Source organism: Variovorax sp. dw_954 (assembly GCF_018449755.1).
Lineage (GTDB): Bacteria > Pseudomonadota > Gammaproteobacteria > Burkholderiales > Burkholderiaceae_C > Variovorax.
In genome coordinates, this window is record NZ_JAAVVD010000040.1 from 1 (window position 1) to 22,966 (window position 22,966).

17 protein-coding genes and 1 pseudogene are annotated in these 22,966 nt (G+C 62.5%); 11 read left to right on the forward strand and 7 right to left on the reverse strand.

Annotated elements, in window-relative coordinates:
- Nucleotides 1-624, forward strand: a pseudogene (locus HB681_RS35355) (hypothetical protein); the annotation flags it as partial.
- On the opposite strand, the gene HB681_RS35360 reads toward HB681_RS35355, so the two are convergent.
- From HB681_RS35360 to rpmH, 6 genes are all read right to left on the reverse strand, one after another.
- Nucleotides 617-1,084 carry a cyclic nucleotide-binding domain-containing protein gene (locus HB681_RS35360; protein ID WP_213959563.1) on the reverse strand — a complete coding sequence of 156 codons (468 nt, stop codon included), beginning with the start codon at nucleotides 1,082-1,084 and terminating at the stop codon, nucleotides 617-619. The pseudogene HB681_RS35355 and the gene HB681_RS35360 overlap by 8 nt on opposite strands.
- An 84-nt stretch (nucleotides 1,085-1,168) precedes the next feature.
- Nucleotides 1,169-2,578 carry a tRNA uridine-5-carboxymethylaminomethyl(34) synthesis GTPase MnmE gene (mnmE, locus tag HB681_RS35365; RefSeq protein WP_213959564.1) on the reverse strand — a complete coding sequence of 470 codons (1,410 nt, stop codon included), beginning with the start codon at nucleotides 2,576-2,578 and terminating at the stop codon, nucleotides 1,169-1,171.
- A gap of 89 nt (nucleotides 2,579-2,667) precedes the next feature.
- Nucleotides 2,668-4,410 carry a membrane protein insertase YidC gene (gene yidC / locus HB681_RS35370; protein ID WP_213959565.1) on the reverse strand — a complete coding sequence of 581 codons (1,743 nt, stop codon included), beginning with the start codon at nucleotides 4,408-4,410 and terminating at the stop codon, nucleotides 2,668-2,670.
- On the reverse strand, nucleotides 4,407-4,691 hold the full coding sequence (gene yidD / locus HB681_RS35375) for a membrane protein insertion efficiency factor YidD (protein WP_213959566.1): 285 nt from the start codon (nucleotides 4,689-4,691) through the stop codon (nucleotides 4,407-4,409). The genes yidC and yidD overlap by 4 nt, the downstream gene beginning before the upstream one ends.
- A complete protein-coding gene (locus tag HB681_RS35380; protein ID WP_213959567.1) occupies nucleotides 4,691-5,131 on the reverse strand; it encodes a ribonuclease P protein component in 441 nt (146 codons plus the stop codon). The genes yidD and HB681_RS35380 overlap by 1 nt, the downstream gene beginning before the upstream one ends.
- A gap of 80 nt (nucleotides 5,132-5,211) precedes the next feature.
- Nucleotides 5,212-5,346: a 50S ribosomal protein L34 gene (gene rpmH, locus HB681_RS35385; RefSeq protein ID WP_007834827.1), complete on the reverse strand. Its 135-nt coding sequence runs from the start codon at nucleotides 5,344-5,346 to the stop codon at nucleotides 5,212-5,214.
- 283 nt (nucleotides 5,347-5,629) lie between these two features.
- Here rpmH and dnaA point away from each other — a divergent pair, with 283 nt between their 5' ends.
- The 10 genes from dnaA (at nucleotide 5,630) to HB681_RS35435 (ending at nucleotide 21,200) form a co-directional block, all read left to right on the forward strand.
- Nucleotides 5,630-7,009, forward strand: a complete 1,380-nt coding sequence (gene dnaA / locus HB681_RS35390) for a chromosomal replication initiator protein DnaA (protein WP_213959568.1) — start codon at nucleotides 5,630-5,632, stop codon at nucleotides 7,007-7,009.
- A gap of 52 nt (nucleotides 7,010-7,061) precedes the next feature.
- Nucleotides 7,062-8,180 carry a DNA polymerase III subunit beta gene (gene dnaN / locus HB681_RS35395; protein WP_213959569.1) on the forward strand — a complete coding sequence of 373 codons (1,119 nt, stop codon included), beginning with the start codon at nucleotides 7,062-7,064 and terminating at the stop codon, nucleotides 8,178-8,180.
- Nucleotides 8,181-8,325: 145 nt separating this feature from the next.
- Entirely contained in the window at nucleotides 8,326-10,944 is a 2,619-nt protein-coding gene (gene gyrB / locus HB681_RS35400; RefSeq protein WP_213959570.1) for a DNA topoisomerase (ATP-hydrolyzing) subunit B, read from the forward strand.
- Nucleotides 10,945-11,197: 253 nt separating this feature from the next.
- Nucleotides 11,198-11,515 carry a hypothetical protein gene (locus HB681_RS35405; RefSeq protein WP_213959571.1) on the forward strand — a complete coding sequence of 106 codons (318 nt, stop codon included), beginning with the start codon at nucleotides 11,198-11,200 and terminating at the stop codon, nucleotides 11,513-11,515.
- A 12-nt stretch (nucleotides 11,516-11,527) separates the two neighbouring features.
- Nucleotides 11,528-13,285, forward strand: coding sequence for a type I restriction-modification system subunit M/S (locus HB681_RS35410; RefSeq protein WP_213959572.1), 1,758 nt, complete (start codon nucleotides 11,528-11,530; stop codon nucleotides 13,283-13,285).
- A 45-nt stretch (nucleotides 13,286-13,330) separates the two neighbouring features.
- The gene (locus HB681_RS35415; protein ID WP_213959573.1) at nucleotides 13,331-14,956 is read left to right on the forward strand and encodes a class I SAM-dependent DNA methyltransferase; all 1,626 of its coding nucleotides are present in this window, start codon (nucleotides 13,331-13,333) and stop codon (nucleotides 14,954-14,956) included.
- The gene (locus HB681_RS35420; protein WP_213959574.1) at nucleotides 14,953-16,242 is read left to right on the forward strand and encodes a restriction endonuclease subunit S; all 1,290 of its coding nucleotides are present in this window, start codon (nucleotides 14,953-14,955) and stop codon (nucleotides 16,240-16,242) included. The genes HB681_RS35415 and HB681_RS35420 overlap by 4 nt, the downstream gene beginning before the upstream one ends.
- A gap of 6 nt (nucleotides 16,243-16,248) precedes the next feature.
- The gene (locus tag HB681_RS35425; protein ID WP_213959575.1) at nucleotides 16,249-17,154 is read left to right on the forward strand and encodes an OST-HTH/LOTUS domain-containing protein; all 906 of its coding nucleotides are present in this window, start codon (nucleotides 16,249-16,251) and stop codon (nucleotides 17,152-17,154) included.
- Nucleotides 17,155-17,188: 34 nt separating this feature from the next.
- A complete protein-coding gene (locus HB681_RS35430) occupies nucleotides 17,189-20,485 on the forward strand; it encodes a type I restriction endonuclease (RefSeq protein ID WP_213959576.1) in 3,297 nt (1,098 codons plus the stop codon).
- 4 nt (nucleotides 20,486-20,489) lie between these two features.
- Nucleotides 20,490-21,200, forward strand: coding sequence for a SprT family zinc-dependent metalloprotease (locus HB681_RS35435; RefSeq protein WP_213959577.1), 711 nt, complete (start codon nucleotides 20,490-20,492; stop codon nucleotides 21,198-21,200).
- Nucleotides 21,201-21,262: 62 nt separating this feature from the next.
- Here the strand turns inward: HB681_RS35435 and HB681_RS35440 are convergent, their stop codons facing one another.
- Complete coding sequence (locus HB681_RS35440; protein WP_213959578.1) at nucleotides 21,263-22,948, reverse strand: hypothetical protein; 1,686 nt, start codon at nucleotides 22,946-22,948, stop codon at nucleotides 21,263-21,265.
- Between the last annotated feature and the right edge of the window lie 18 nt (nucleotides 22,949-22,966).

The following is a 22,966-nucleotide window of genomic DNA, read 5'->3' on the forward strand; positions in this document are numbered from 1 at the left end:
TTGTTGCCACGCACGGCGTACCAGGCGCCTGCCCCCGCCAAGGCAACCACCAGGACGGCGAGGCCGATGCTGCGATGGAGTGTCGGATTCCCGGGAGGCTGTGGTGCGGGTGTGGATGCCCGTCTTGCAGGAGATGGCGGGCTCGACACAGGCGCGCTCGCCTCGGGCGCGGCGGTCCGTCTGGCCGGCGCAGCCGGCGTCAGGCCGACCCCGCCGCGCTTGAACTCCGCAGTGCCTTCCCGCTCTCGCTCCGATGCCGATGCCGATGCCGATGCCGATGCCGATGCCGATGCCGATGCCGATGCCGATGCCGATGCCGGACGGGGCGGCGGCGCAGGCGCAGGAACGCTGGGATCGAACACGCCCACCGCCAATTCCGGCGCGCGGGCCAATGGCGCGGGCGCAGTCGCCGGCCAAGCGGCATCGTCCGCGGCCTCGGGGGCGACCGAAACCGCGCGCGCCGGCGCGGCCGCCGACGACAGCTTGGTCCCGCAGTTCTTGCAGAACCTGGCGGCATCGCGGTTTGTTGCGGCGCATGCCGCGCATACCACAGACATGACAGCGCCTTTCATTCAGCTTGTAACCGTGACCAGCGACTGGCGAGGTCGCGCCAGCATCAGGTAACCGCCACGCGCTTGGGCTTGTTGACCATGCGCCGGGCAATCACGGAACCGAGCGCCAGTGTCAGTTCGAGGGCCACGACAGGCTGGCGATTGGCCAGTTCGGCAAAGCGAATCGGGCTCAGGCGCCAGACGCGCGCGGAGCCCGTGGCGACCACATTGGCCGAGCGCGGCAGCCGCGAGAAGAATGCCCCTTCGCCGACGACCGAGCCCGGATTGAGGATCGCGAGCTGCATTTGCCCCTCTTCGCCCACCACATGCACGCTCAGCGCGCCGCTTTCAATGAAAAACAGCGTGCGGTCCTGCGTGCCCTGGTTGATGAGCGCTTGCCCGGCGGGCATGTCGATCTGTTGCAGGTAGGCGCCCAGGATGTCCCACTGCGCCTGCGTGAAGGCGGGAGCGAAGGCGTCATAGCTCGTGTTCTGCGCAATGGCGCGGCAAAGTTCCTGGATGGCGGAAGACATGGATTCAACCCTCGGTGGCCGGATGGAGTATGCGGGAATCGACATACTCGCGGGAACAATTGTCACAAATTTAAACCGTTCGTGTTACTTGCCGATGCAAAAACGAGAAAATATCACGCCCAATAGCTCATCGGCACCGAAGGCGCCAGTGATCTCGTTGAGCGCGTTCTGTGCCAGGCGGAGCTCTTCGGCGAGCAAGTCCAATGCCGGTTGGCGTGCGGCCAGCCGGTCCGCAGCCAGGGACAGATGCTCCGAGACCCGCGCCAGCGCATGCACATGGCGGGCCCGGGCCAGATACACGCCGTCGGGGACGGCCTGCCAACCCGCGATCTCGAGCAAGCGCGTGCGAAGGGCCTCGATGCCGAAGCCGGTCTTTGCCGACAGGCTCAATCCCTCATGCTGCGGCGACAAGTTGGTGACCGCGTCATGCTTGTTCCAGACGTCCAGCACCGGCACGCCGGCCGGCAGCTTTTGCCGGAGTGAATCCAGGATGTCGGCATCGCCCGCGGCATAGTCCGGCCGGTCCGCACGCGTGAGGTCGTGCAGGAACAGCACCGCGTCGGCCGATTCGATCTGGCTCCACGCGCGCGCGATGCCGATCTGCTCGACCTCGTCGCTGCTTTGCCGCAGGCCGGCTGTGTCCGCCACATGCACCGGCACGCCATGGATCTGGATGGTCTTGGCCACCACGTCGCGCGTGGTGCCTGGAATGGCGCTGACGATCGCCAGCTCAGCGCCGGCCAGCGCGTTCAGCAACGAACTCTTGCCCGCGTTCGGCTGGCCCGCGATGACCACCTTGATGCCTTCGCGCAACAGGGCGCCCTGGCGCGCGCGCAGTTGAACCGTGGCCAGCTGCGCCTGGAGCGCGGCGAGCTGGCCGGTTGCATCGGCTTTCTGGAGGAAATCGATGTCTTCTTCCGGAAAGTCGAGCGTCGCTTCGACCAGCATGCGCAGGTGGATCAGCGCATCGCGCAGCACATGGATCTCGCGCGAGAAAGCGCCAGACAAGGAGCGGCCGGCGCTGCGCGCGGCGGCTTCGGTGCTGGCGTCGATCAGGTCGGCGATTGCCTCGGCCTGCGCCAGGTCGACCTTGCCATTCAGGAACGCGCGCTGGCTGAACTCACCCGGTTGCGCCACGCGCAGGCCAGGCAGCCGTGCGCGACCGCTGGCGGCATCGACTTCACTCGCCGCCTCCAGGCAACGGGCCAGCAGCAACTGCAGCACCACCATGCCGCCGTGCGCCTGCAACTCCAGCACGTCCTCGCCGGTGAAGGAGTGCGGCGCCGGAAAGTGGATGGCCAGCCCATGGTCGACCGGCTCGCCGGCGGCATCGCGAAAGGGCAGGTAGGTCGCTTCACGTGGCTTCAGCGGCTTGGCACAAAGCGCTTCGATCAAGGGCGCGAGGCGCGCGCCCGAGACGCGCACGATGCCGACAGCACCGCGTCCGGGTGCGGTGGCAATGGCAACGATCGGGTCCGCGGCGTGGGCAAGCATGGGGGACATTCTTCCAGACACAAAACTAAAGGGCCGCATGGAGCGGCCCTTCGGGGATTGGCGGTCATCCGGCTTTGCCGGATCAGGCATCACTTCTTGCCGAGCACGCCCAGTCGCTTGTTGATGAACCACTGCTGCAGGATCGACAGCGAGTTGTTGGTGATCCAGTACAGCACCAGGCCGGCCGGGAAGAAGATGAACATCACGCTGAACGCGAGCGGCATGATCCACATCAGCTTGGCCTGCATCGGGTCCGGCGGGGTCGGGTTGAGCCAGGTCTGGAACAGCGAGGTCGCCGTCATGACGACCGGCAGGATGAACCATGGATCGGGTGCCGAGAGGTCATGGATCCACAGGACCCATGGGGCATGCCGCATTTCCACCGACGACAGCAGCACCCAGTACAACGCAATGAACACCGGGATCTGGATCACGATGGGGAAGCAGCCGCCCATCGGGTTGACCTTTTCCTCGCGGTAGATCCGCATCATCTCGGCCTGCATTTCCTGCGGCTTGTCCTTCATGCGCTCGCGCATCTCGGTGATCTTCGGGTTGATGGCCTTCATCTTGGCCATGCTCGCGTAGGCCTTGGCGTTCAGCCAGTAGAAGGCCGCCTTCAGCAGCACCACCAGCGCGACGATCGACCAGCCCCAGTTGCCCAGCAGGCTGTGCAACTGGTTCAGCAGCCAGTAGAGCGGCTTGGAGATGATCGCGAAGATGCCGTAGTCCTTGACCAGTTCAAGGCCGGGGGCGAGCGCCTCGAGCTTCTTTTCTTCTTCAGGCCCGGCGAACAGGTCGGTGTCGATGGTCTGGCTGGCGCCCGGAGCCAGCTTGTTGAGCGGCAGCACCATGGCCACCGAGAACTGGTTGTTGCCGAGGTCGGCCACGCGGAACTCGCGCTTCAGTTCCTTGCTGTCCGGCGCATTCAGCAGCCAGGCCGAGACAAAGTAATGCTGCACCATCGCGATCCAGCCGTTGTTGGCGGCCGGAGGGACTTCGACCTTCTTCTTCTCGATGTCCTTGAAGTCGACCTTGTGGAATTTCTTCTCGTCGGTGTAGATCGCCGGGCCGGTGAAGGTGTTGGTGCCGAACATCGTGCTGGAGGCCACGGTGCCATGGCGCACGAACTGCAGGTAGAGCTGCGCGTCACGCGGCTGGTCGGTGGTGTTCACGACCTGGTGCTTCACGCGGATGGAGTAGTCGCCGCGCGTGAACAGGTAGGTCTTGACATACTTGAGGCCGCCCACGGGTTGCGACTCGAACACCACTTCCAGCGTGTTCTGGCCGTCGGCCATTTCGCGCGGGCCGGGCTTGGCGGTCATCTGGCCCAGGTGGTTGGGAAAGCGTTCTCCCGTGTCGACCGGGTTCAGCAGGCCGGTCTGCGCGACGTAGCGCGTGGCCGGCGAGCCGTCTTCCATCAAGGTCACGTCCTTGATCTCGTTCGGCGCCACCGGCTGGCCGATCATCTTCTTGAAGGTCTCGATCAGGCCGCCGTTGTTGGTCTGGTCGACGTACTTGCGCAGTTCGAGTTGCGACAGCGTGCCGCCCTGGGCATCGATCGTTGCCTTGAACACGTCCGTCGACACGGTCAGCTTTTCACCCACCGGCGCAGTCGCTTGTGCCGGCACGGCGGTTGCGTTGCCAGGGGCGCCAGCAGCGGCCGGCACGGCGCCTTGCGTGGCTGCGCCGGGAGCGGCCGGCTGGGTGGCCGCAGGATGGGGCGCACTGAGGAAAGTCGGCTTGTTGCCGTTGTAGACCTGCCACTGGTCCCACAGGAGCACCAGTGAGAAACCAAAGATCACCCACAGGATGGTTCGGCGGATATCGTTCATGAAGAAGACTTCTTGTCGGAGATGAGAGATGTGAACAGCGCGCCTGAATCAGTCTTCGCAGACCCCCCTGCAGGCGGCACTGGATCATGCCCGCCTTTGCACCAGGGCTGGCAGCGGGTCAATCGTTTGAGCGTGAGATAGCTGCCGCGCGCGGCGCCATGCGCCTGCAGCGCCTCGATGGCGTAGACCGAGCAGGTCGGCTCGAAGCGGCAGGATGCGCCGAGCCATGGGCTCAGCAATAGCCGGTAGGCCTTGACCAAGCCGACCAGCAGCCGCTGCATCACGGCCTCGCCTTCCTGCTGGCGGTTGCGGCGCCCGCGGACGTGGCAGTGGCGCGCGCCAGCAGTTGCTGAAGCTCGGCGCGTACGGCCGCCTTCAGCTTCTCGGAGCTGGCGCTGATGAATTCCTTGCGATCGAAGGCGGCGCGCAGGCGCACCACATGCGCCGCGCGCGGCAAGGCGGCGCCCGACTGGGCGCTCACGTTGTAGACCTGACGCTTGATCGCATTGCGCGTCACCGCCCGCTTGGCCCAGCGCTTGGGCACCATGGCGCCGATCCACACGTCGTCGACGGTGAACAGCGGCGCAGCGGCAGTGGGGGGTTCAGCGGAAAGCGATGGGCCATCGAGCGCACAACGGTGCAGGGCGAAGTGAGCAGTGCGCGCCACGGTGGAACCCGCGAGGACGGCCTGGAATTGCGCGCGGGTCTTGAGCCGTTGCATGGAAGCCGATGCGCCTGCAGAAGTTGCGGGCGATGGCTCCGATGGACTGGTTGCCGGCAACGGCGCCCGCGAGGCTGCCGTCAGACGGCCAGGCGCTTGCGGCCCTTGGCGCGACGTGCGTTGATGACAGCGCGGCCGCCGCGGGTCTTCATGCGGACAAGGAAACCGTGGGTACGGGCGCGGCGGACTTTGGAGGCTTGGTAGGTGCGTTTCATGATGGTTCTTCCTGATTAGTCTGGCTCATCGATCGATGTCGGATGACTGTCGACGCGCCGGACGCCCCCGAAACACACACACTAAGAGGCATTCAGGGAAACCCGCGATTATCGCAGACATTTTGTGTGGCAACAATGTCGGCAGGTTTACTCGGGCTTTCCCGGCACGTCGCGGACGTGTGGATAAGTTTTTGACAAGTTAGAATGCCCGGCGCTTCGCACAGCAAATATCCACAACACAAACAAGAGATGACAGAGGGTTTCACCATTCGTCCGCAGCCCCATGTCGACTGACAGCATCGGCGACAGCCTGTGGCAGGCTTGCGTCGACCAGCTCGCGCAGGAGCTGTCCGAACAGCAGTTCAACACCTGGATCAAACCGCTCACCGCGCAGGTCGCCGACGACCTGTCGCGCATGACCGTGTTCGTGGCCAACCGCTTCAAGCTGGACTGGATCCGCGCCCAGTACGCTGGCCGCATCGCCGCCATGGCAGAGAAGCTTTATGGCCAGCCAGTGGCAGTTGAGTTAGCGCTTGCTCCGCGCGAAATGCCCGTGCGGTCTTCACCCATGGTGGCGCTTGCGGAGACGGACGTGCCCCGCGACGTGGCCGGACCCGGCGAGGACCCGGTCGCCACGGGTTTCAAGAACCGCCTCAATTCCGGTCTCACTTTCGAGACCCTGGTGGAGGGCACGGCCAACCGCATGGCGCGCGCCGCGGCCATGCACGTGGCCGGCATGCCGGGGCACCTCTACAACCCGCTTTTTATCTACGGTGGCGTTGGTTTGGGCAAGACCCACTTGATGCACGCTGTGGGTAACCGCTTGCTCCAGGACCGGCCCGAATCGAAAGTTCTCTACATCCATGCCGAGCAGTTCGTGTCGGATGTGGTCAAGGCCTATCAGCGCAAGACTTTCGATGAATTCAAGGAGCGCTACCACTCGCTCGATCTGCTGCTGATCGACGACGTCCAGTTCTTCGCCAACAAGGACCGCACGCAGGAAGAGTTCTTCAACGCCTTCGAAGCCTTGCTCGCCAAGAAGTCGCACATCGTGATGACCAGCGACACCTATCCCAAGGGTCTGGCCGACATCCACGAGCGGCTGGTGTCGCGCTTCGATTCGGGGCTCACGGTGGCCATCGAGCCACCTGAGCTCGAGATGCGCGTGGCCATCCTGATCAACAAGGCGCGCGCCGAGTCGGCGGAGATGCCGGAGGAAGTCGCCTTCTTCGTGGCGAAGAACGTGCGCTCCAACGTGCGCGAACTCGAGGGCGCGCTGCGCAAGATCCTCGCGTACTCGCGCTTCAACCAGAAAGAGATCTCGATCGCGCTCGCGCGCGAGGCGCTGCGCGACCTGCTGTCGATCCAGAACCGCCAGATCTCGGTGGAGAACATCCAGAAGACGGTGGCCGACTACTACAAGATCAAGGTCGCCGACATGTACAGCAAGAAGCGCCCGGCCAGCATCGCGCGGCCGCGCCAGATCGCGATGTACCTGGCCAAGGAACTCACGCAGAAGAGCCTGCCGGAGATCGGCGAACTGTTCGGCGGACGCGACCACACGACCGTGCTGCACGCGGTGCGCAAGATCTCCGGCGAGCGGCAGCAACTCACCGAACTGAATCAGCAACTGCACGTCCTCGAGCAAACGCTCAAGGGCTGATGATCCTCAAAGTGTTGGAACGCAATTCAAAGAAAGACTGGAAGAGCCAAGCATGATCGTCCTGAAGGCCACACAAGACAAAGTCCTCGCCGCACTGCAATCGGTGTCCGGCATCGTGGAGCGCCGCCACACATTGCCCATCCTGGCCAACGTATTGATCCGCAAGACTGGCGGGCAACTGCAACTGACGACAAGCGATCTCGAAATCCAGATCCGCACCACCGCCGAACTCGGCGGCGACGAGGGCAACTTCACGACGACCGTCGGAGCGCGCAAGCTCATCGACATCCTGCGCACCATGCCGGCCGACCAGACGGTGAGCCTGGAATCGAGCGCCAGCAAGCTGGTGTTGAAGGGCGGCAAGAGCCGCTTCACCTTGCAATCGCTTCCGGCCGAGGACTTTCCGCTGGTCCAGGAAGCCGCGAGCTTCGGCCCGGTGTTCAGCGTGCCGCAGAAGACGCTCAAGGACTTGCTGAGCCAGGTCTCCTTCTCGATGGCGGTGCATGACATCCGCTACTACCTGAACGGCATCCTGTTCGTCGCCGAAGGCAAGCAGCTGAGCCTGGTCGCGACCGACGGCCACCGGCTGGCCTTTGCGTCGGCCACGCTCGACGTCGAGGTGCCGCGCCAGGAAGTGATCCTGCCGCGCAAGACGGTGCTGGAAATGCAGCGCCTGCTCAGCGATGCCGGTGGCGAAGACCAGCCCGTCATCGAGATGCAGTTCGCGAGCAACCAGGCGAAGTTCAGCTTCGGCGGCATGGAGTTCGTCACCAAGCTGGTCGAGGGCAAGTTCCCCGACTACAACCGCGTGATTCCCAAGAATCACAAGAACACCGTGACGCTGGGCCGCGCGCCGCTGCTGGCCAGCCTGCAGCGCACCGCCATCCTGACGAGCGAGAAATTCAAGGGCGTGCGCCTCAACATCGAGCCCGGCACGCTGCGCATCGCGTCGAACAACGCCGAGCAGGAGGAAGCGCAGGACGAGCTCGACATCGACTATGGCGGCGACGCGATCGAGATCGGCTTCAACGTCACGTACCTGATCGAGGCGCTGGCCAACATGAGCCAGGACATGGTCAAGCTGGAGTTGGCCGATTCGAACAGCTCCGCGCTGCTGACCATTCCGGAAAACGCTTCGTTCAAATACGTCGTGATGCCGATGCGGATATAGCAATACGGTCGTTTGGCCTCACTTGATGTGAGCAGCCTGCCCCCTTGCAGGGGGCGATGCCGCAGCCTTGGCAACGCCAGTTCCGCGGTATCCCTGGAACAGAGAGAACGGTGACTCGCACCGAGTCGCCCGAGGAAGGAAAGTGATGAGCGAAGAGAACAAGCCCGAAGTACCGCACACCGAACCGGTCTACACCCCGGAAATCGACAGTGCGATTCCGATTGAAATCACCCCGCCCGACACCTCGTACGGCGAAGGCTCCATCACGATCCTCGAAGGCCTGGAAGCGGTGCGCAAGCGCCCCGGCATGTACATCGGCGATACGTCCGACGGCACCGGTTTGCATCACCTCGTGTTCGAAGTGGTGGACAACTCCATCGACGAGGCGTTGGCCGGCCACTGCGACGACATCGTCGTCACCATCCACACCGACAACTCCATCTCCGTCACCGACAACGGCCGCGGCATCCCGACCGGCGTGAAGATGGACGACAAGCACGAGCCCAGGCGCTCGGCAGCGGAGATCGCGCTGACCGAACTGCATGCCGGTGGCAAGTTCAACCAGAACAGCTACAAGGTCTCCGGCGGCCTCCACGGCGTGGGCGTGAGTTGCGTGAACGCACTCAGCGTCATGCTGCGCCTGGTGGTGCGCCGTGAAGGCAAGATCCATGAGCTCGAATTCAGCCGTGGGTTCGTGCAGAACCGGCTGATCGACACGGTGGACGGTGTCGAAGTCTCGCCCATGAAGGTCATCGGCGACACCGACAAGCGCGGCACCGAGGTGCACTTCCTGCCCGACGTCCAGATCTTCAAGGAGAACTCGGACTTCCACTACGAGATCCTCAGCAAGCGCCTGCGCGAACTGAGCTTCCTGAACAACGGCGTTCGCATTCGCCTGAAGGACGAGCGCACCGGCAAGGAAGACGACTTCTCGGGCGCCGGCGGCGTGCGCGGCTTCGTGGAGTTCATCAACAAGGGCAAGACTGTCCTGCACCCGAACTCGTTCTATGCGGAGGGCGAGCGCCCGGCCGACACCTACGGCGGCATCCCCGGCACGCACATCGGCGTCGAGGTCGCGATGCAGTGGAACAGCGGCTACAACGAGCAGGTCCTCTGCTTCACCAACAACATCCCGCAGCGTGATGGCGGCACCCACCTCACCGGCCTTCGCGCCGCGATGACCCGCGTCATCAACAAGTACATCGAAGAAAACGAGTTCGCCAAGAAGGCGAAGGTCGAGGTCACCGGCGACGACATGCGCGAAGGCCTGTGCTGCGTGCTGAGCGTGAAAGTGCCCGAGCCCAAGTTCTCCAGCCAGACCAAGGACAAGCTGGTGTCCAGCGAAGTGCGCGCGCCGGTGGAAGACATCGTCGGCAAGCTGCTGAACGACTACCTGCAGGAACGCCCGAACGACGCCAAGATCATCTGCGGCAAGATCGTCGAGGCGGCCCGCGCGCGCGAAGCCGCCCGCAAGGCACGCGAGATGACGCGCCGCAAGGGCGTGCTCGACGGCATGGGCCTGCCCGGCAAGCTGGCCGATTGCCAGGAAAAGGACCCGGCGCTGTGCGAGGTCTACCTGGTGGAGGGCGACTCCGCCGGCGGTTCCGCCAAGCAGGGCCGCGACCGGAAGTTCCAGGCCATCCTGCCGCTGCGCGGCAAGATCCTGAACGTCGAGAAGGCGCGCTACGAGAAGCTGCTGACCAGCAACGAAATCCTGACCATGATCACCGCGCTCGGCACCGGCATCGGCCGCGCCGGGGCGACCACGGCGGGCGGCGGCGCGGACGACTTCAACGTCGCCAAGCTGCGCTACCACCGCATCATCATCATGACCGACGCCGACGTGGACGGCGCGCACATCCGCACGCTGCTGCTAACCTTTTTCTACCGGCAGATGCCGGAGTTGGTGGAGCGCGGCCACATCTACATCGCGCAGCCTCCGCTCTACAAGGTGAAGGTCGGCAAGGAAGAGCAGTACCTGAAGGACGGGCCTGCGCTGGATGCCTTCCTGCTGAAGGTGGCGTTGAAGGACGCGAGCATCGAGACGGGCGGCGAGAAGTCAGCCACCCTCAGCGGCGACACGCTGGCCGAACTGGCGCGCAAGCACCAGTTGGCCGAGGCTGTGATCGCGCGGTTGCGCAACTTCATGGACGCCGAAGCGTTGCGCGCGATCGCCGACGGCGTGCGGCTGGACCTCGACACGACCGCCAGCGCCGAAGCGTCGGCCGTGGCCCTGCAAACGAAGCTGCGCGAACTCAACACCACCGGCGTGCCGGCCGAAGTGGCCAGCGAGTTCGACGTGCGCACCGACAAGCCGCTGCTGCGCATCAGTCGGCGCCATCACGGCAACATCAAGAGCAGCGTCATCACGCAGGACTTCGTCCACGGCGCTGATTACGCCGCGCTGGCCGAGGCAGCCAACACCTTTCGCGGCCTGCTGTCGGACCAGGCCGTGGTGAAGCGCGGCGAAGGCGAGCGTGCCAAGGAAGAACGCGTGGGCGACTTCCGCATCGCGATGAAATGGCTGATCAGCGAAGCCGAGCGCACCACCTCGCGCCAGCGCTACAAGGGGCTGGGCGAGATGAACCCCGAGCAGTTGTGGGAAACGACGATGGACCCGAACGTGCGACGCCTGCTGCGCGTGCAGATCGACGATGCGATCGAAGCGGACCGCGTGTTCACGATGCTGATGGGGGATGAGGTGGAGCCGCGGCGGGAGTTCATTGAGCAGAATGCGCTGCGGGCGGCGAATATCGACGTGTAGGCTGCTGTGGACGCGCGCAAAGTTTTGCCGAACTCGCGGCAAAGTTCTGCCTCTCCGCCGTGCATCGACGACCTTTTTGCTTTGATAGTGTTGGGCTCCCCTTGTGTAAGGCGATCGATTACTTGAAGTAGAGCCCAAGAAGCCAGGAGCTATGGGGCTCGCGCTCTTGATTGGATTAAGCGACAGTCACGGCAGCTGTTGAAAAATAATTTGAAATAAATTTCTGTAGCGTGCTACAATTCATTCCATCGACATGGAGGTGAACACCGTGGGCTACAGCAACCAAGACTATCAAGCAAACAGCCGCCGTCCGGCGCGACTGTCACGCCACGCTGACAAGCGCGCACAGCAGCGCTGCATCAACCGGGTATCTCTGCCACTGGTGTTGGCGTATGGCCAGCGCGAGTTCGATGGCAAGGGCGGCATTCGTTATCTGATGACGTCCGAGTCTGTCGCGTCACTGCAGCGCGCTTTGGGGCGCACCCAGCAAGTCGAAGCGCTCGCCGGCGTTTACGCGGTAGTGAGCACTGAGGACAACACGGTCATCACTGTTGGCCATCGCTTCGACTGAGGGACGCTGAACATGATGCGATTCGAATCCCCAGCCGCCCGCGCCTTCTCCCAACTGGTTGAGCTTGCCCGCAAGGACGGTTACGGCGAAGCCTGGCTCTTTGCGTTGGCCTGGCTGGCCGCCGGCCGCATGGTCACAGTCGGCAACTCCAATGTCGCTGCAACCATTCACCAGCTGGCTGAACTAGATGCATGGAAGGCGCTGGTCGAAGCGGGCTATCCAGCGGAAGGCATGGACCATGCTGTTGCTCAGCGCACGTCCAAGTCAATTCAAGACCTGGGGCGTCGTGCGGCAGCGACCAGCATCCTGGTCGAACTCCATCGCGAGCTTGGCGATTTACCTTGGGATGTTCTCCCCTGCTTCATTGATGGCGGAGCTCGGCGAGGCGAGGCCGAAGGCACCGTTGTCCCCGAGTTGGCTGCGCTGCTGTTCGACTTGCTTGGCGCGCCGGATGCCTGTGAACTCTGGATTCCCTTTGACCTTCGGGGACAGCTGACGATTGAAGCATTGCGACGTGGGTGGCGCGTGCTGGCTGCTTCCCCGCTTCTGGCTTGGACGCTTCCCGCACAACTGCTTCTGACCATCGAAGCCGGCCAGCCGGACCATCCAAATGTTCGCCGCGAAGTCGACCGAGACAGCGCAGGCCGCCCAATCAGCCGCGCCGACTACTCACTGGTCATGCCGCCGTTCGGCTTGCAGGTGAAAGACAGTCGCTTGGCCATGTGGGACGCAAGCGGCGGCAAGGGCCTCGAGCATTTCGCCCGCAGTGAGTCCTGGGCGATCCACGAGTTTGTGAATCGCGCCAACAAGCGAGCAGTCTTCGTCGCAACTCAGGGTGTGCTGTTTGCTAAGGGCCAGGAGCAGCGTCTCCGCGAATACCTACTGCAGCGCGGTGGTGAGTGCAACGAGGTCGAGGCCGTCATCTCATTGCCTCCGGGCGTGTTTGGTGCAACAGGCATCGCAGGCGCACTGCTGGTCATTAACCCGGGTGGTGGCACCGACGACGTATACATGGCCGACCTCGGCAGCGGCCGGAGGTCGCTGCAAGAAGCGGGCGCCATCGTCGCGGCCGGGCGCGACATCGCGCTGGGTAAGGCGACGACTCAAAAGGCTCGATACGTCAGCCGCGACGAAATCGCAGCGAACGAGCACAGCCTGGCACCCTCGCGCTACCTTCGCCGCGTCGCCGACCTCGGTGCGAGCGCCGTTCCCCTGGGCGACATCTGCATGGCGTTGCGCCCTCCGACAACGTCCAAGGACCCAAGCCCATTCGAAGTGGCGGAAGTCGGTCAGCAGGACCTGAACCACTGGAAGAGCATTAGCCATGAACTCGAGAAAACGACCTACCTAAAAACCTCCCCAAAGACCGCCGCGCTAGTACAGCCCGGCGACATCGTGTTCTCCATCAAAGGGACAGTAGGCAAAGCGGCCTTGATGGGCGACGCTGTGCAAGATCGACCGACTGTGGTCTCGCAGAGCTGCCTGGCACTGCGGCCATCAAGCGACCGCGTCCTTCCGCAATACCTGCTCATGTACTTGAGGTCACCTCACGGACAAGCCCAACTCGAAGGGCTTCAAGTGGGCGCTGGTGTGCAGCACATCAGCCCAAGCACCTTGCTCAACATGCAGGTACCAGTGCCTCCGTTGGAGGTCCAAAGGGAGGCCTGCGCGGACTACGACCGGCTGTGTGAACTCGAAGCACAGGTGGTGGAGCTGCAGGACGAAATTGGCGACTTGACCAAGCAGCGTTGGCCTGCTGAGGTGCAGTAAGCCACGCGCACCTATCTACAAACAACGACAGACAGCAAGACAGACATGGCCCAACAACTCAATCTCGAAACCCTCGAATCCTGGCTCTGGGAATCCGCCAACATCCTGCGCGGCTCCATTGACTCGTCCGACTTCAAGAACTACATCTTCGGTCTGCTGTTCCTAAAACGCTTCAATGACGTGTTCGAGGATCGCGTCCAGCAACTGCAGGACGTAGACGGCCTCAGCAAGCGAGATGCCCTGGCTGAGGTCCAAGACAAGTGGGGTGTCTTCCCGCTCGACGCCCGCTGGCCCAGCCTGATTGCCCGCACCGAGAACATCGGCGAGGCGTTGGACAAGGCCTTCGCTGACATCGAGGCCAACAACACCGAGCTGCAGCATGTGCTGACCGCCACGCAGTACGGCGACAAGCGCGTGCTCTCGGACGCGACGCTGCAGCGTCTGCTGCGCCACTTCAACCAATACCGCCTAGGCAATGCTGACCTCTACAAGGCCGACATGCTGGGCGACGCCTACGAGTACCTCATCAAGCAGTTCGCCGACGATGCCGGCAAGAAGGGCGGTGAGTTCTACACGCCGAAGGCCGTGGTGCAACTGGTGGTGGAGTTGATCGACCCGCGGCCTGGCCACAGCGTGTACGACCCCACCTGCGGCAGCGGTGGCATGCTGGTGGAGAGCGCGCACCACGTCGCCAAGCTGCCAGGCGGCACGCTGATCGGCGACCGGCCCAACGCCCTGCTTTACGGTCAGGAGAAGAACTTGGGCACTTGGGCTATTGCCAAGCTCAACCTTTACCTGCACAACATGCGAGCCGCGATTGAGCGCGGTGATACCTTGGCGGAGCCTAAGCACTTGGACGGCGGCTATCTCAAGACCTTTGACCGCGTCATCGCCAACCCACCCTTCTCTGCTAACGCCTGGTGGATGCCACTGGAACTGGAAAGCGAGGCCGCCAAGGACAGTGAAGCGAGCAACGGCAAAAAGCCCAAGACCCCCAGCTACAAAGAGGTGAGCGATCCATTTGGCCGCTTCGCTTATGGCGTGCCGCCGCGTAGCTACGCTGACCTCGCATTTGCGCAGCACATGCTTGCCAGCCTGAAGGCCGACGGGCGCATGGGCGTCATCCTGCCGCACGGCGTGCTGTTCCGCGGGGGCGAAGAAGGCAAGATTCGCAATGGGCTTCTTTTCGGCACCGCCGCCGCCAGCGGTGGGCAGTCGGGAGACCTTATCGAGGCCATCGTCGGTCTACCTTCAGCGCTGTTCTACAACACCGCTATTCCAGCCTGCGTGCTGGTACTGAACAAGCGCAAGCCAAGCGGCCTCCAGGGCAAGGTCATCATCATCGACGCAAGCCGGGATTACGAAGAGGGCAAAGCACAAAGCAGTCTGCGACCGGTAGACATCACGCGAATTGCTAGCGCCCACAAGGCGGCCTTCGAACGCCAAACTGAAGTGGAGAACTACTGCCGAGTGGTGACGCTTGACGAGATTCGGGGGAACGACGGCAACCTGAATATTGCGCGCTACATCGACAACGGCCTGACCGAAGAGACGGTAGATGTGGTGGAAACGTTGGCGCGGTTGGCATCATTGGAGAAAGAAGAAGCGCAGATTGACGCTAAGCTAAACGGTTATCTGAAGATGCTAGGCCTCCTTGGAGTGGAGGCGTGAGTAAGTCCGCTCACCTCCTGCCCGCTGGATGGACGTCGTCAACACTTGGGTCCGTCGCAGCGGTGAATCCCAGCAGGAAAACTCCCGAGTCCGAGAGTGAAATGGTTTCGTTTCTTGCCATGGGGGACATTTCAGAGGACGGCCATGTTCAGACAAAACAAGTGCGGACCTACGAAGAGGTAGCGACCGGCTTTACGTCCTTCACTGACGGAGACGTTTTGGTGGCCAAGATCACGCCATGCTTCGAGAATGGTAAGGGAGCACTGGTCGCAGGGCTCCTCGGAGGACTCGGCTACGGAAGCACTGAGTTCCATGTGCTCAGGGCGAACTCTGCCGTTGTAACTCCAGCGTTTATTTATTGGGTCACGCGGACAGACGCCTTCAGGCTAGAAGGTGAGCGGAACATGCTCGGCTCTGCGGGGCAGAAGCGCGTGCCGACGGACTTTCTCCGCAGGTATCCAATTAAGGTACCGACCATTCGCGAACAGCATGAGATAGCGGCCCTCCTCAAGGCCGTGGATAACAAGCTGGTCCTGATTGCTCGACAGATTGAAGCCACCCAAACACTCAGGCAGGGCCTGACACAGAGCCTATTCGAACGGGGCGTTGGCACCCAAGATGCCGCGGGCGGCTGGACGCCGCACGCGCAGTTCTCGAAGCGCGGTTCCGGCGCACGCCCGAGCACATGGCAGTTCCTCCGAATGGGCGACATCGCGCCAGTAATTCGGCGAGAGGTCGATGTTCAAACCAGTGAAAGCTACCCTGAGCTGGGTCTCCGCTCGTTTGGCAAAGGTACGTTTCACAAGCCTGCGCTGAATGGAAAGGAGGTCGGTAGCAAGCGGCTCTTCGTCATCAAGGCCGGCGACTTGTTGCTATCGAACGTTTTCGCATGGGAAGGTGCGATTGCTGTTGCAGGTCCTGTCGACCATGGTCGGTATGGTTCGCATAGGTACATCACCTGCAACGTCGACCCCGGAATGGCCAACGTTCACTTCATCGCCAGATACCTGGTCACACCGGCGGGTTTAACCTCGGTTGGCCTTGCGTCCCCTGGCGGTGCCGGCAGAAACAAGACCCTGGGACTCTCAGCACTTGCTGACATCCGGGTACCTGTTCCTCCGCTGGCCGAGCAAAACGCTATCAACGAGGTACTGACCTGTGTAGAAACCAAGATCGCGGCGCTACAGACGAAGCATCGGCATTACAAAGCCGTCAAGCGCGGATTGATGCAGAAACTGCTGACCGGCGAATGGCGCGTTATGTTCGACGCCGAGATTGCGGCCTGACCCGGCATGGACGCGGAAGCCACTTCTGACCCGGGCCGCACGCGCCTCCCACAGCTGCAGCGCGCAGTGCAGCACAAGCTGGGTGGCTGCCTGCTGCGCCTGCAGCAGTACGAACTGCTACTGAAGGCCATGGTCGCCAGCACGGAAATGGCCGGTGAGCCAGCGAAGTTGCAAGCCTTGCGAGACGAGCAAATTGCCGGAGTCCAAAAGGCGACCTTGGGAGGATTGGTGAGTCTGCTCACGGGCAACTACTTGAGCCCAGAGGACGGTTCGGCATCGGAAGAGCCCGATTCCGCCGAGCCCACCGACAACACCCTCTGGTTCAGTTTCCGGCAACGCATGGTGATGAGCGCCGATCACTATGAGGCGATCAAGGCCAAGCTGAAGGAGCTTGTGGACGTGCGCAACGACTTGGTGCACCACTTGCTTGAGCGCTTCGACCTCGGCTTGCTCGACCGCTGTGAGGCTGCTGTGGACTACCTCGACCAGAGACGCGTGACTATCGACACGCACTACCAGACCTTGCGAACCTGGGCCGAGCAGATGGACCAGGTCCGAGCGCTCGCTGCATCCTTCATGGACAGCCCAGCCTTCAAGGACTTTCTCATCGACGGTATCGCGCCGGACGGCCAGGTGCATTGGCCCATCAGCGGCATCGTGAGCAGCCTACGTGGGGCCGAGCAGGGGGTTGCCCCTTCCCGCGGTGCTGGGTCCTGGGTTGAGCTGAACGCCGCCATTGCTTGGATTGGCAAGCACCACCCGACACAGACGCCCAAGCGCTACGGCTGCAACAGTTGGCGTCAGGTGCTGCACGAGTGCCGGCTATTCGAGGTCAAGAAGCAGTCGCCCACGTCGGGTATCGATTTAACAAAAGGCATGGTGGTTTACTACCGTAGCCGCAGGGAAAAATGAGCAACATGCCAAGCGAGCAAGGAAAAAGGCCGTCATGAGCCGATCGCCAGAAAAAACCGGAGTGGAGATCCCTGCTTTGGATTGGCTCGTCAAGCTGGGCTACATCCACCTTCCGGGTAGCGCGGTGACAGTGGAGCACCGCCACCTTGCACCGGTGCTGGAGGACGTTCTTAGCCGACGCCTGCTGAAACTTAACGCTTGGCTGGCTGAGGCGCCTGGTGGGGTGGAGGCGGCGCTGATCGAGTTGCGCAAGCGTGCCAACGATGACCTGCTGCCGGCCAATCAGGCGCTCTGGGAACAGGTGCTACATCGCTCAGACATTCAGGTGAAGGACATTCAGGGCCAGCCGCGCAGCGTGCGCTTTCTGGACGCCACCGACGCCGGTCGCAACGACTTCCATGTAGTTGATCAGTACGTCGGCCGCAATGCCGACGGCGAGCAGTTCCGACCGGACCTTCTGCTCTTCGTCAACGGCCTTCCGCTTGCCATCATCGAGTGCAAGGCAAGCCACCACCGGCTGGACGAGGCGCTGGCGCAGTTGGATGGCTACCAGCGCAGTTTCAGCGCGCAGTTCGTGTTCAACCAGGTCTGCGTGGGCCTCAATCTTCGCCACGGCCTGTACGGGGCCATCCTTACCAAACCCGCCTTCTATGCGCGCTACCGCTTGGAGGCGAACGAGCTGGCAAGGGTGGCAGCCCAGTTGGGCAGCGAGCCAAGCGAGCAGGAACAACTGCTGTGGGCGCTGTTTGAGCCCGGGCGTTTTCTGGAACTCGTGGCGCATTTCGTGTTGTTCGAGACGCGCGACGGCAAGACGGTCAAGAAGCTGCCGCGCTACCAACAGTGGCGGGCGGTGCGCAAGACCGTGGCAAGGCTGACCGGTGCCACGCCTCTCGGTGGCGTCATCTGGCATACGCAGGGCAGCGGCAAGTCGCTAACGATGGCCCTACTGGCCCGCCTGCTGCGCGCCGACAGCACGGGCCTGGCCAACCCAACCGTGCTGGTACTGACCGATCGCCGCGACCTGGACAAGCAAATTTTCGACACCTTCCATGCGGTGGGCATCCGTGCCATCCAGGCGGTGTCGGTCGCCGGGCTGGTCAGGATGCTGGGCAACGACTACGGTAGCGTGTTCACCAGCACCGTGCAGAAGTTCCAAGAAGGGGACGAGCCTGGCGCGGCGGCGGACGACGTCGCGGACAGCGCTTCAGCTGAGTCGGACGAAGTCTTGCAAGCCACGCGGCACCGGCGCGTGCGTGAGGGCAAGGACTTCTTCATGGTGGAGGAGCGCAACGAGCACTTTGGTCAGCATGACGCCGACGGCGTGCTGCTCGACCCCAAGTGGCTGGAACTGAAACGCGAGAAGGTCAACTTCCGCGTGCTGAGCGCAAAGCCCAACTTCTACGTGCTGGTGGACGAGGCCCACCGCAGCCAGTACGATTTTCTGGCCGCCTTCATGCGCGCCAGCCTGCCCAACGCCAAGTTCATTGCCTTCACGGGCACGCCGCTGCTGAACGATGACAAGCACACGCTGGCCGAGTTTGGCGGGCAGACCTACATCGACGAGTACCGCCTGCACGAGGCGGTGGCTGACGGGGCGACGCTGCCGATCAAGTACCAGGATGCCTGGGTCAAGCTGGCGGCCGACGCAAGGCTTGACGCCGCCTTCGACGAGCAGTTCGCCAAGGCGTCCGAGGCCCACCAGCAGGCCCTGCGGGAAGAGCTCCTGGCGCGCTGGCGCAAGGCCGGCGACCGCATGGAGCAGGTGGCTACGCACTTGGTGGAGCAGTTCGTCAGCAACGTCCAGGCCAAGGGCCTGAAGGCCATGCTGGTCTGCAACGGCCGCGACATGGCCGTTCGCTACAAAGACCTGCTGGATGAGTTGATGAAGCAGCGCGCCGCGCAGGGTCTGGCCACCTTCCAGAGCAAGGTGGTCATCTCGCTGGCCGGCGTCACGAGCACGCGGACCGGTGCCACCGTGGAAGAGGAGGCGGCCGAGTACAAGCTGCCGGTCACCAAAGTTCAGAGCGTCGAAGAACGCGTGCGGGAAGAGCTGAAAGCCGGCAAGGAGCCTGTCGCGATGCCCGCCGAGCAGGTTGGCCACTTCGTGGGCAAGCTGTTTCCACTGCCTTATGGTGACGAGAGCAAGGGAAAGGACGGTCAGCCGCACGCAAACAACGTGGGGCTCATCATCGTGTCCGACATGCTGCTGACTGGCTGGGATGCGCCCATTGTCAGCACCATGTACCTGGACAAGCCGCTCAAGGAACACACGCTGCTGCAGGCGATTGCGCGCGTGAACCGAACGCTACCGGGCAAGAACGCCGGGTATATCGTGGACTACCACGGCGTGGTGGACCACCTGGACCAGGCGCTCAAGGTCTATGGCGGCGAGGTGCAGCCGGCTCAGGTGTGGCAAGGAGTGGAGACCGAGCTGCCCAAGCTGCAGAGCACGCTGGAGCGCATCCTCAAGCTGCTGCCCAAGAAGCATGACCCGGTGAGCGAGCGCGACGCCTACAAGGATGACGCGGAGCGCTTCCTGGACCCAGCGAGCCGGCTGGACGCGGTGGAGGACTTCCTGGAGCTGGCCAAGCATTTCAACCGCAGCATCGACATCATCCTGCCCGATGTGCGGGGCGTACCGTTCAAGCCCTACTTCACCTTGTTCGCCGAAATCCGGCTGATGCTGCGCGACAAGCTGCCGGATGCGAACTACCGCGAGCGCATCACCAAGCTCGAATCCGCGCTGCTACAGCGCTTGCTGGACGAGTACATCGCAGCCAGCCCGGCCAAGAGCCTGCTGGGGCGCGAGGTGTCCATCCTAGACGCCAGCGACATGGCGCGGCTGAAGCAGCTGGCCAGCCCGGGTAGCCAGGCACTGGTGATGAAAAACCAGCTCAAGCACACTATCGTCACGGGCCGCGACAAAGACCCAGCCTTCTTCGACAAGTTGGCCAAGGAGCTGGAAAAGCTGCTCGCAGAGGAGAAGGCCGGCCGCATTAGCCAGGCGCAGTTCCTGGAACAGCTGGAACTGTTCGGCCAACGGGTGGCGGACAAGGACAAGACCGGCTTCCAGAAGCCCGCGCACTCGGCGGTGTTCCGCTACCTGGCGGCGCTCCTTGGTGAGGACACGGCTCGCGCGGCGACCTCCAAGCTCTTTGAGGATGAAGCGCTTAGCCATACGCTCGCGGCGGGCAACTGGAAGCAGATGCCCGATCTGCACCCCGAGATTCGGGACCTCCTGCGCAAACTGCTCGTGCCGCTTGCTGGCTGGGAGCGTTCGGTGGCTCGAGAGCATGCCGGCCGCATCCTGGACATCCTGCTGAAGAACTGATCCCATGCCCCGATTGCAGTACGGTCAGACGGCTATCGACTGGCGCTTCAAAGTGGACGCCACGCTCAAGCGTCACTACGTGACCGTGGAGCGAGGCCGCCCCGTGCTATTGCGCGGCCCAGCAGTCGACTTGGTGGAGCAAGAGGCCCTGGTGAGGCAACGCGCGCGCTGGATTCGCGAGAAGCAGGCCTTAATCGAGCTACCAGCGGCGGAGGAGCAAATTGTCACGGGCAGCCGACTGCGCTACTGCGGGCGGACCTACTTCACTGAGGTAAAGCATGCGCCGAAGCTGACGTATCCAACATTGCGCTTCACGGCTTCGCGCTTCGTGATCGAGAGCCCGGCAGGGCGCAGCATCGGTCCCGAAGCTCTGGCGCCACTGCTGACCGCCTTCTACCGCGAGCGTGCGCACGAGAAGCTGCTGGCGCGCGTTCGACACTGGGAGCGCCAGTCAGGTCTCCAGGCTCAGGGTGCCCGTATCAGGCATTTCCAAAGCCGCTGGGCCAGCTGCAATGCGCAGGACGTGCTGGAGTTCAATCCCCGGGTGATGGAGCTGCCGGCCAGCGTCCAGGATTACGTCGTAGTGCACGAGCTTTGCCACACGGTGGAGAAGAGCCACACAAGGGCTTTCTGGGCGCTGGTGGCCAGGCAGATACCAGACTGGCGCCGGCAGCATGACGTGTTGGAGCAGGCTGCCTTCGGGGAGATGATCTGATCTGCCACGTAGGGTTGAAATCTGCCTTTGCGCCATGGCGGTCCTCCTTCAAGGCCTGACATTCAACCTAGATACTGACGTTTTCTCTGTGTTCGTCCACGCTTGAGAATTTTGTAAACCGTTGAGAGCCCAACTCCCAGTTCACTGGCAACGGCGTGTTTGCTGCCCCCTCGTTGCAGAATTCGGTTGACATCGCGCACAGTGGGAAGATTTGCGGCTTTGAATTCGGTCGCAGCTTCTGACCAAGCGCGCTGTTTGATAAGCGTCCTTGGAATCACCGTCCCGGCCAATGCGCCCCCCTTGGCCACCGGGTGATCTCTGTCAAAACCCAGCATGCAAAGGTTGACCTCGGGGGAGTACCGCCCCTGCCCGCACCAGGCTTTGAAAAAGCCTTTGATGGACAATAGTTCCTTCAATGCCAGGCGTTCACGTTCACGAATCCGCGTTTCCCAGTCGCCCACCGGGGCGGGTTGCTCTTCAATCGAAACAGCCACCGCCAAGATCGATCCGAAAAGCTGCGCTGCTGCGATCTGGATGTCCTTGTTCATGACAACCCGCAATTCCCGAAGTTGCCCGGCTAGAACCAAGGCCCTTCGTCGCGCCAAGAAACTCAATCCGGTCAGGCTGGCCGCGACCTCCATGTCGTCTGTCACCTCACCCGTCCAAGAAAGACCTGTACGGAACAGTTTTTTGATCGGGGCAGCACGAGAGTACGCAAGCAATTTTTGTTGGTAGCTCGGCCTGACTTTTTTTCCAAGTCGCGCCACCTTCGTCTCTTGGGTTTTGGTGGCATGAACACTGCAACGTGAAATCGCGCTGGCATGCCGGTAGCAGATCGAACAATGGCGCACCTCGTCGATCACGTCCAATGCAGTCATCCATGCCGAGAGAATTTGGAACCCCACGCCGGCACTTTCATACCGCAGCCGTGCGGCACGAGCGTTCTTTAGATCGCGGCCCGAACCCGCAAAGCGAAGTTCGAATGGAACATTGAGCGTGCGACCAAGCCCGCCAAACGCACCCGCGACGAAGCGAAGGTCATCCTGGGATAACGTCGCCGGTATGGCGATCGGCACAGCATAGGCATGCACGCTGCCGAGTTCGATGCAGCTGTAAAAAACATCCAGGTCTTCTTGGACCGTCAGTGATAGGCGTTGCTTGCCCAAATCGTGAAGCGCCTTAACTGCCTTCTGCTTTCGAAGTGCATCCGTCTCCGCCTCGGGTAATGGCGGACTCGGAAGGCCATCCGTCATTTCAACACCCTCAAGTTCCCATCGGTGGTATGCAAATCGAAGCGCTTCGAACTGCACTCGATCAGGTTGCGCCCGTAGCCTCAACGCTGCGTGCAGCGCCTCTCCATGAAAACGGATGAACGGGAACTGCTCGAAAGCAAAGGCCTCGATGTCAGGTACCTCACCGGTATTGGCGGTGTTGATCAAGAACTGGAGTGGGGATGATGCCAACGCTTCGAATCCATCCTTGGCCTGGTCTATCAACTTGAGGGAGATTGCATTCATCTCAGCCACCAGGGCTTTGCGAATTTCCGCCTTGGCGGCGGCGATTCCTGACTTCTGTTTCTTTTGCGCAGTCTCGACTGCGCTCGTCAAGCATCCGTGCAATCTTTCGCTGACGAAGCGTGCAGCCAGCGCTCGCTCGTCTGTCGGCAGCACATCAATCGCCAGATGAGTTTCCAGCTCTACCGCTGACAGCAATTGGCTTGCTGCTTCAGTCACGGTCTTCTTGGACATAGTCAAAATTTTCTACGT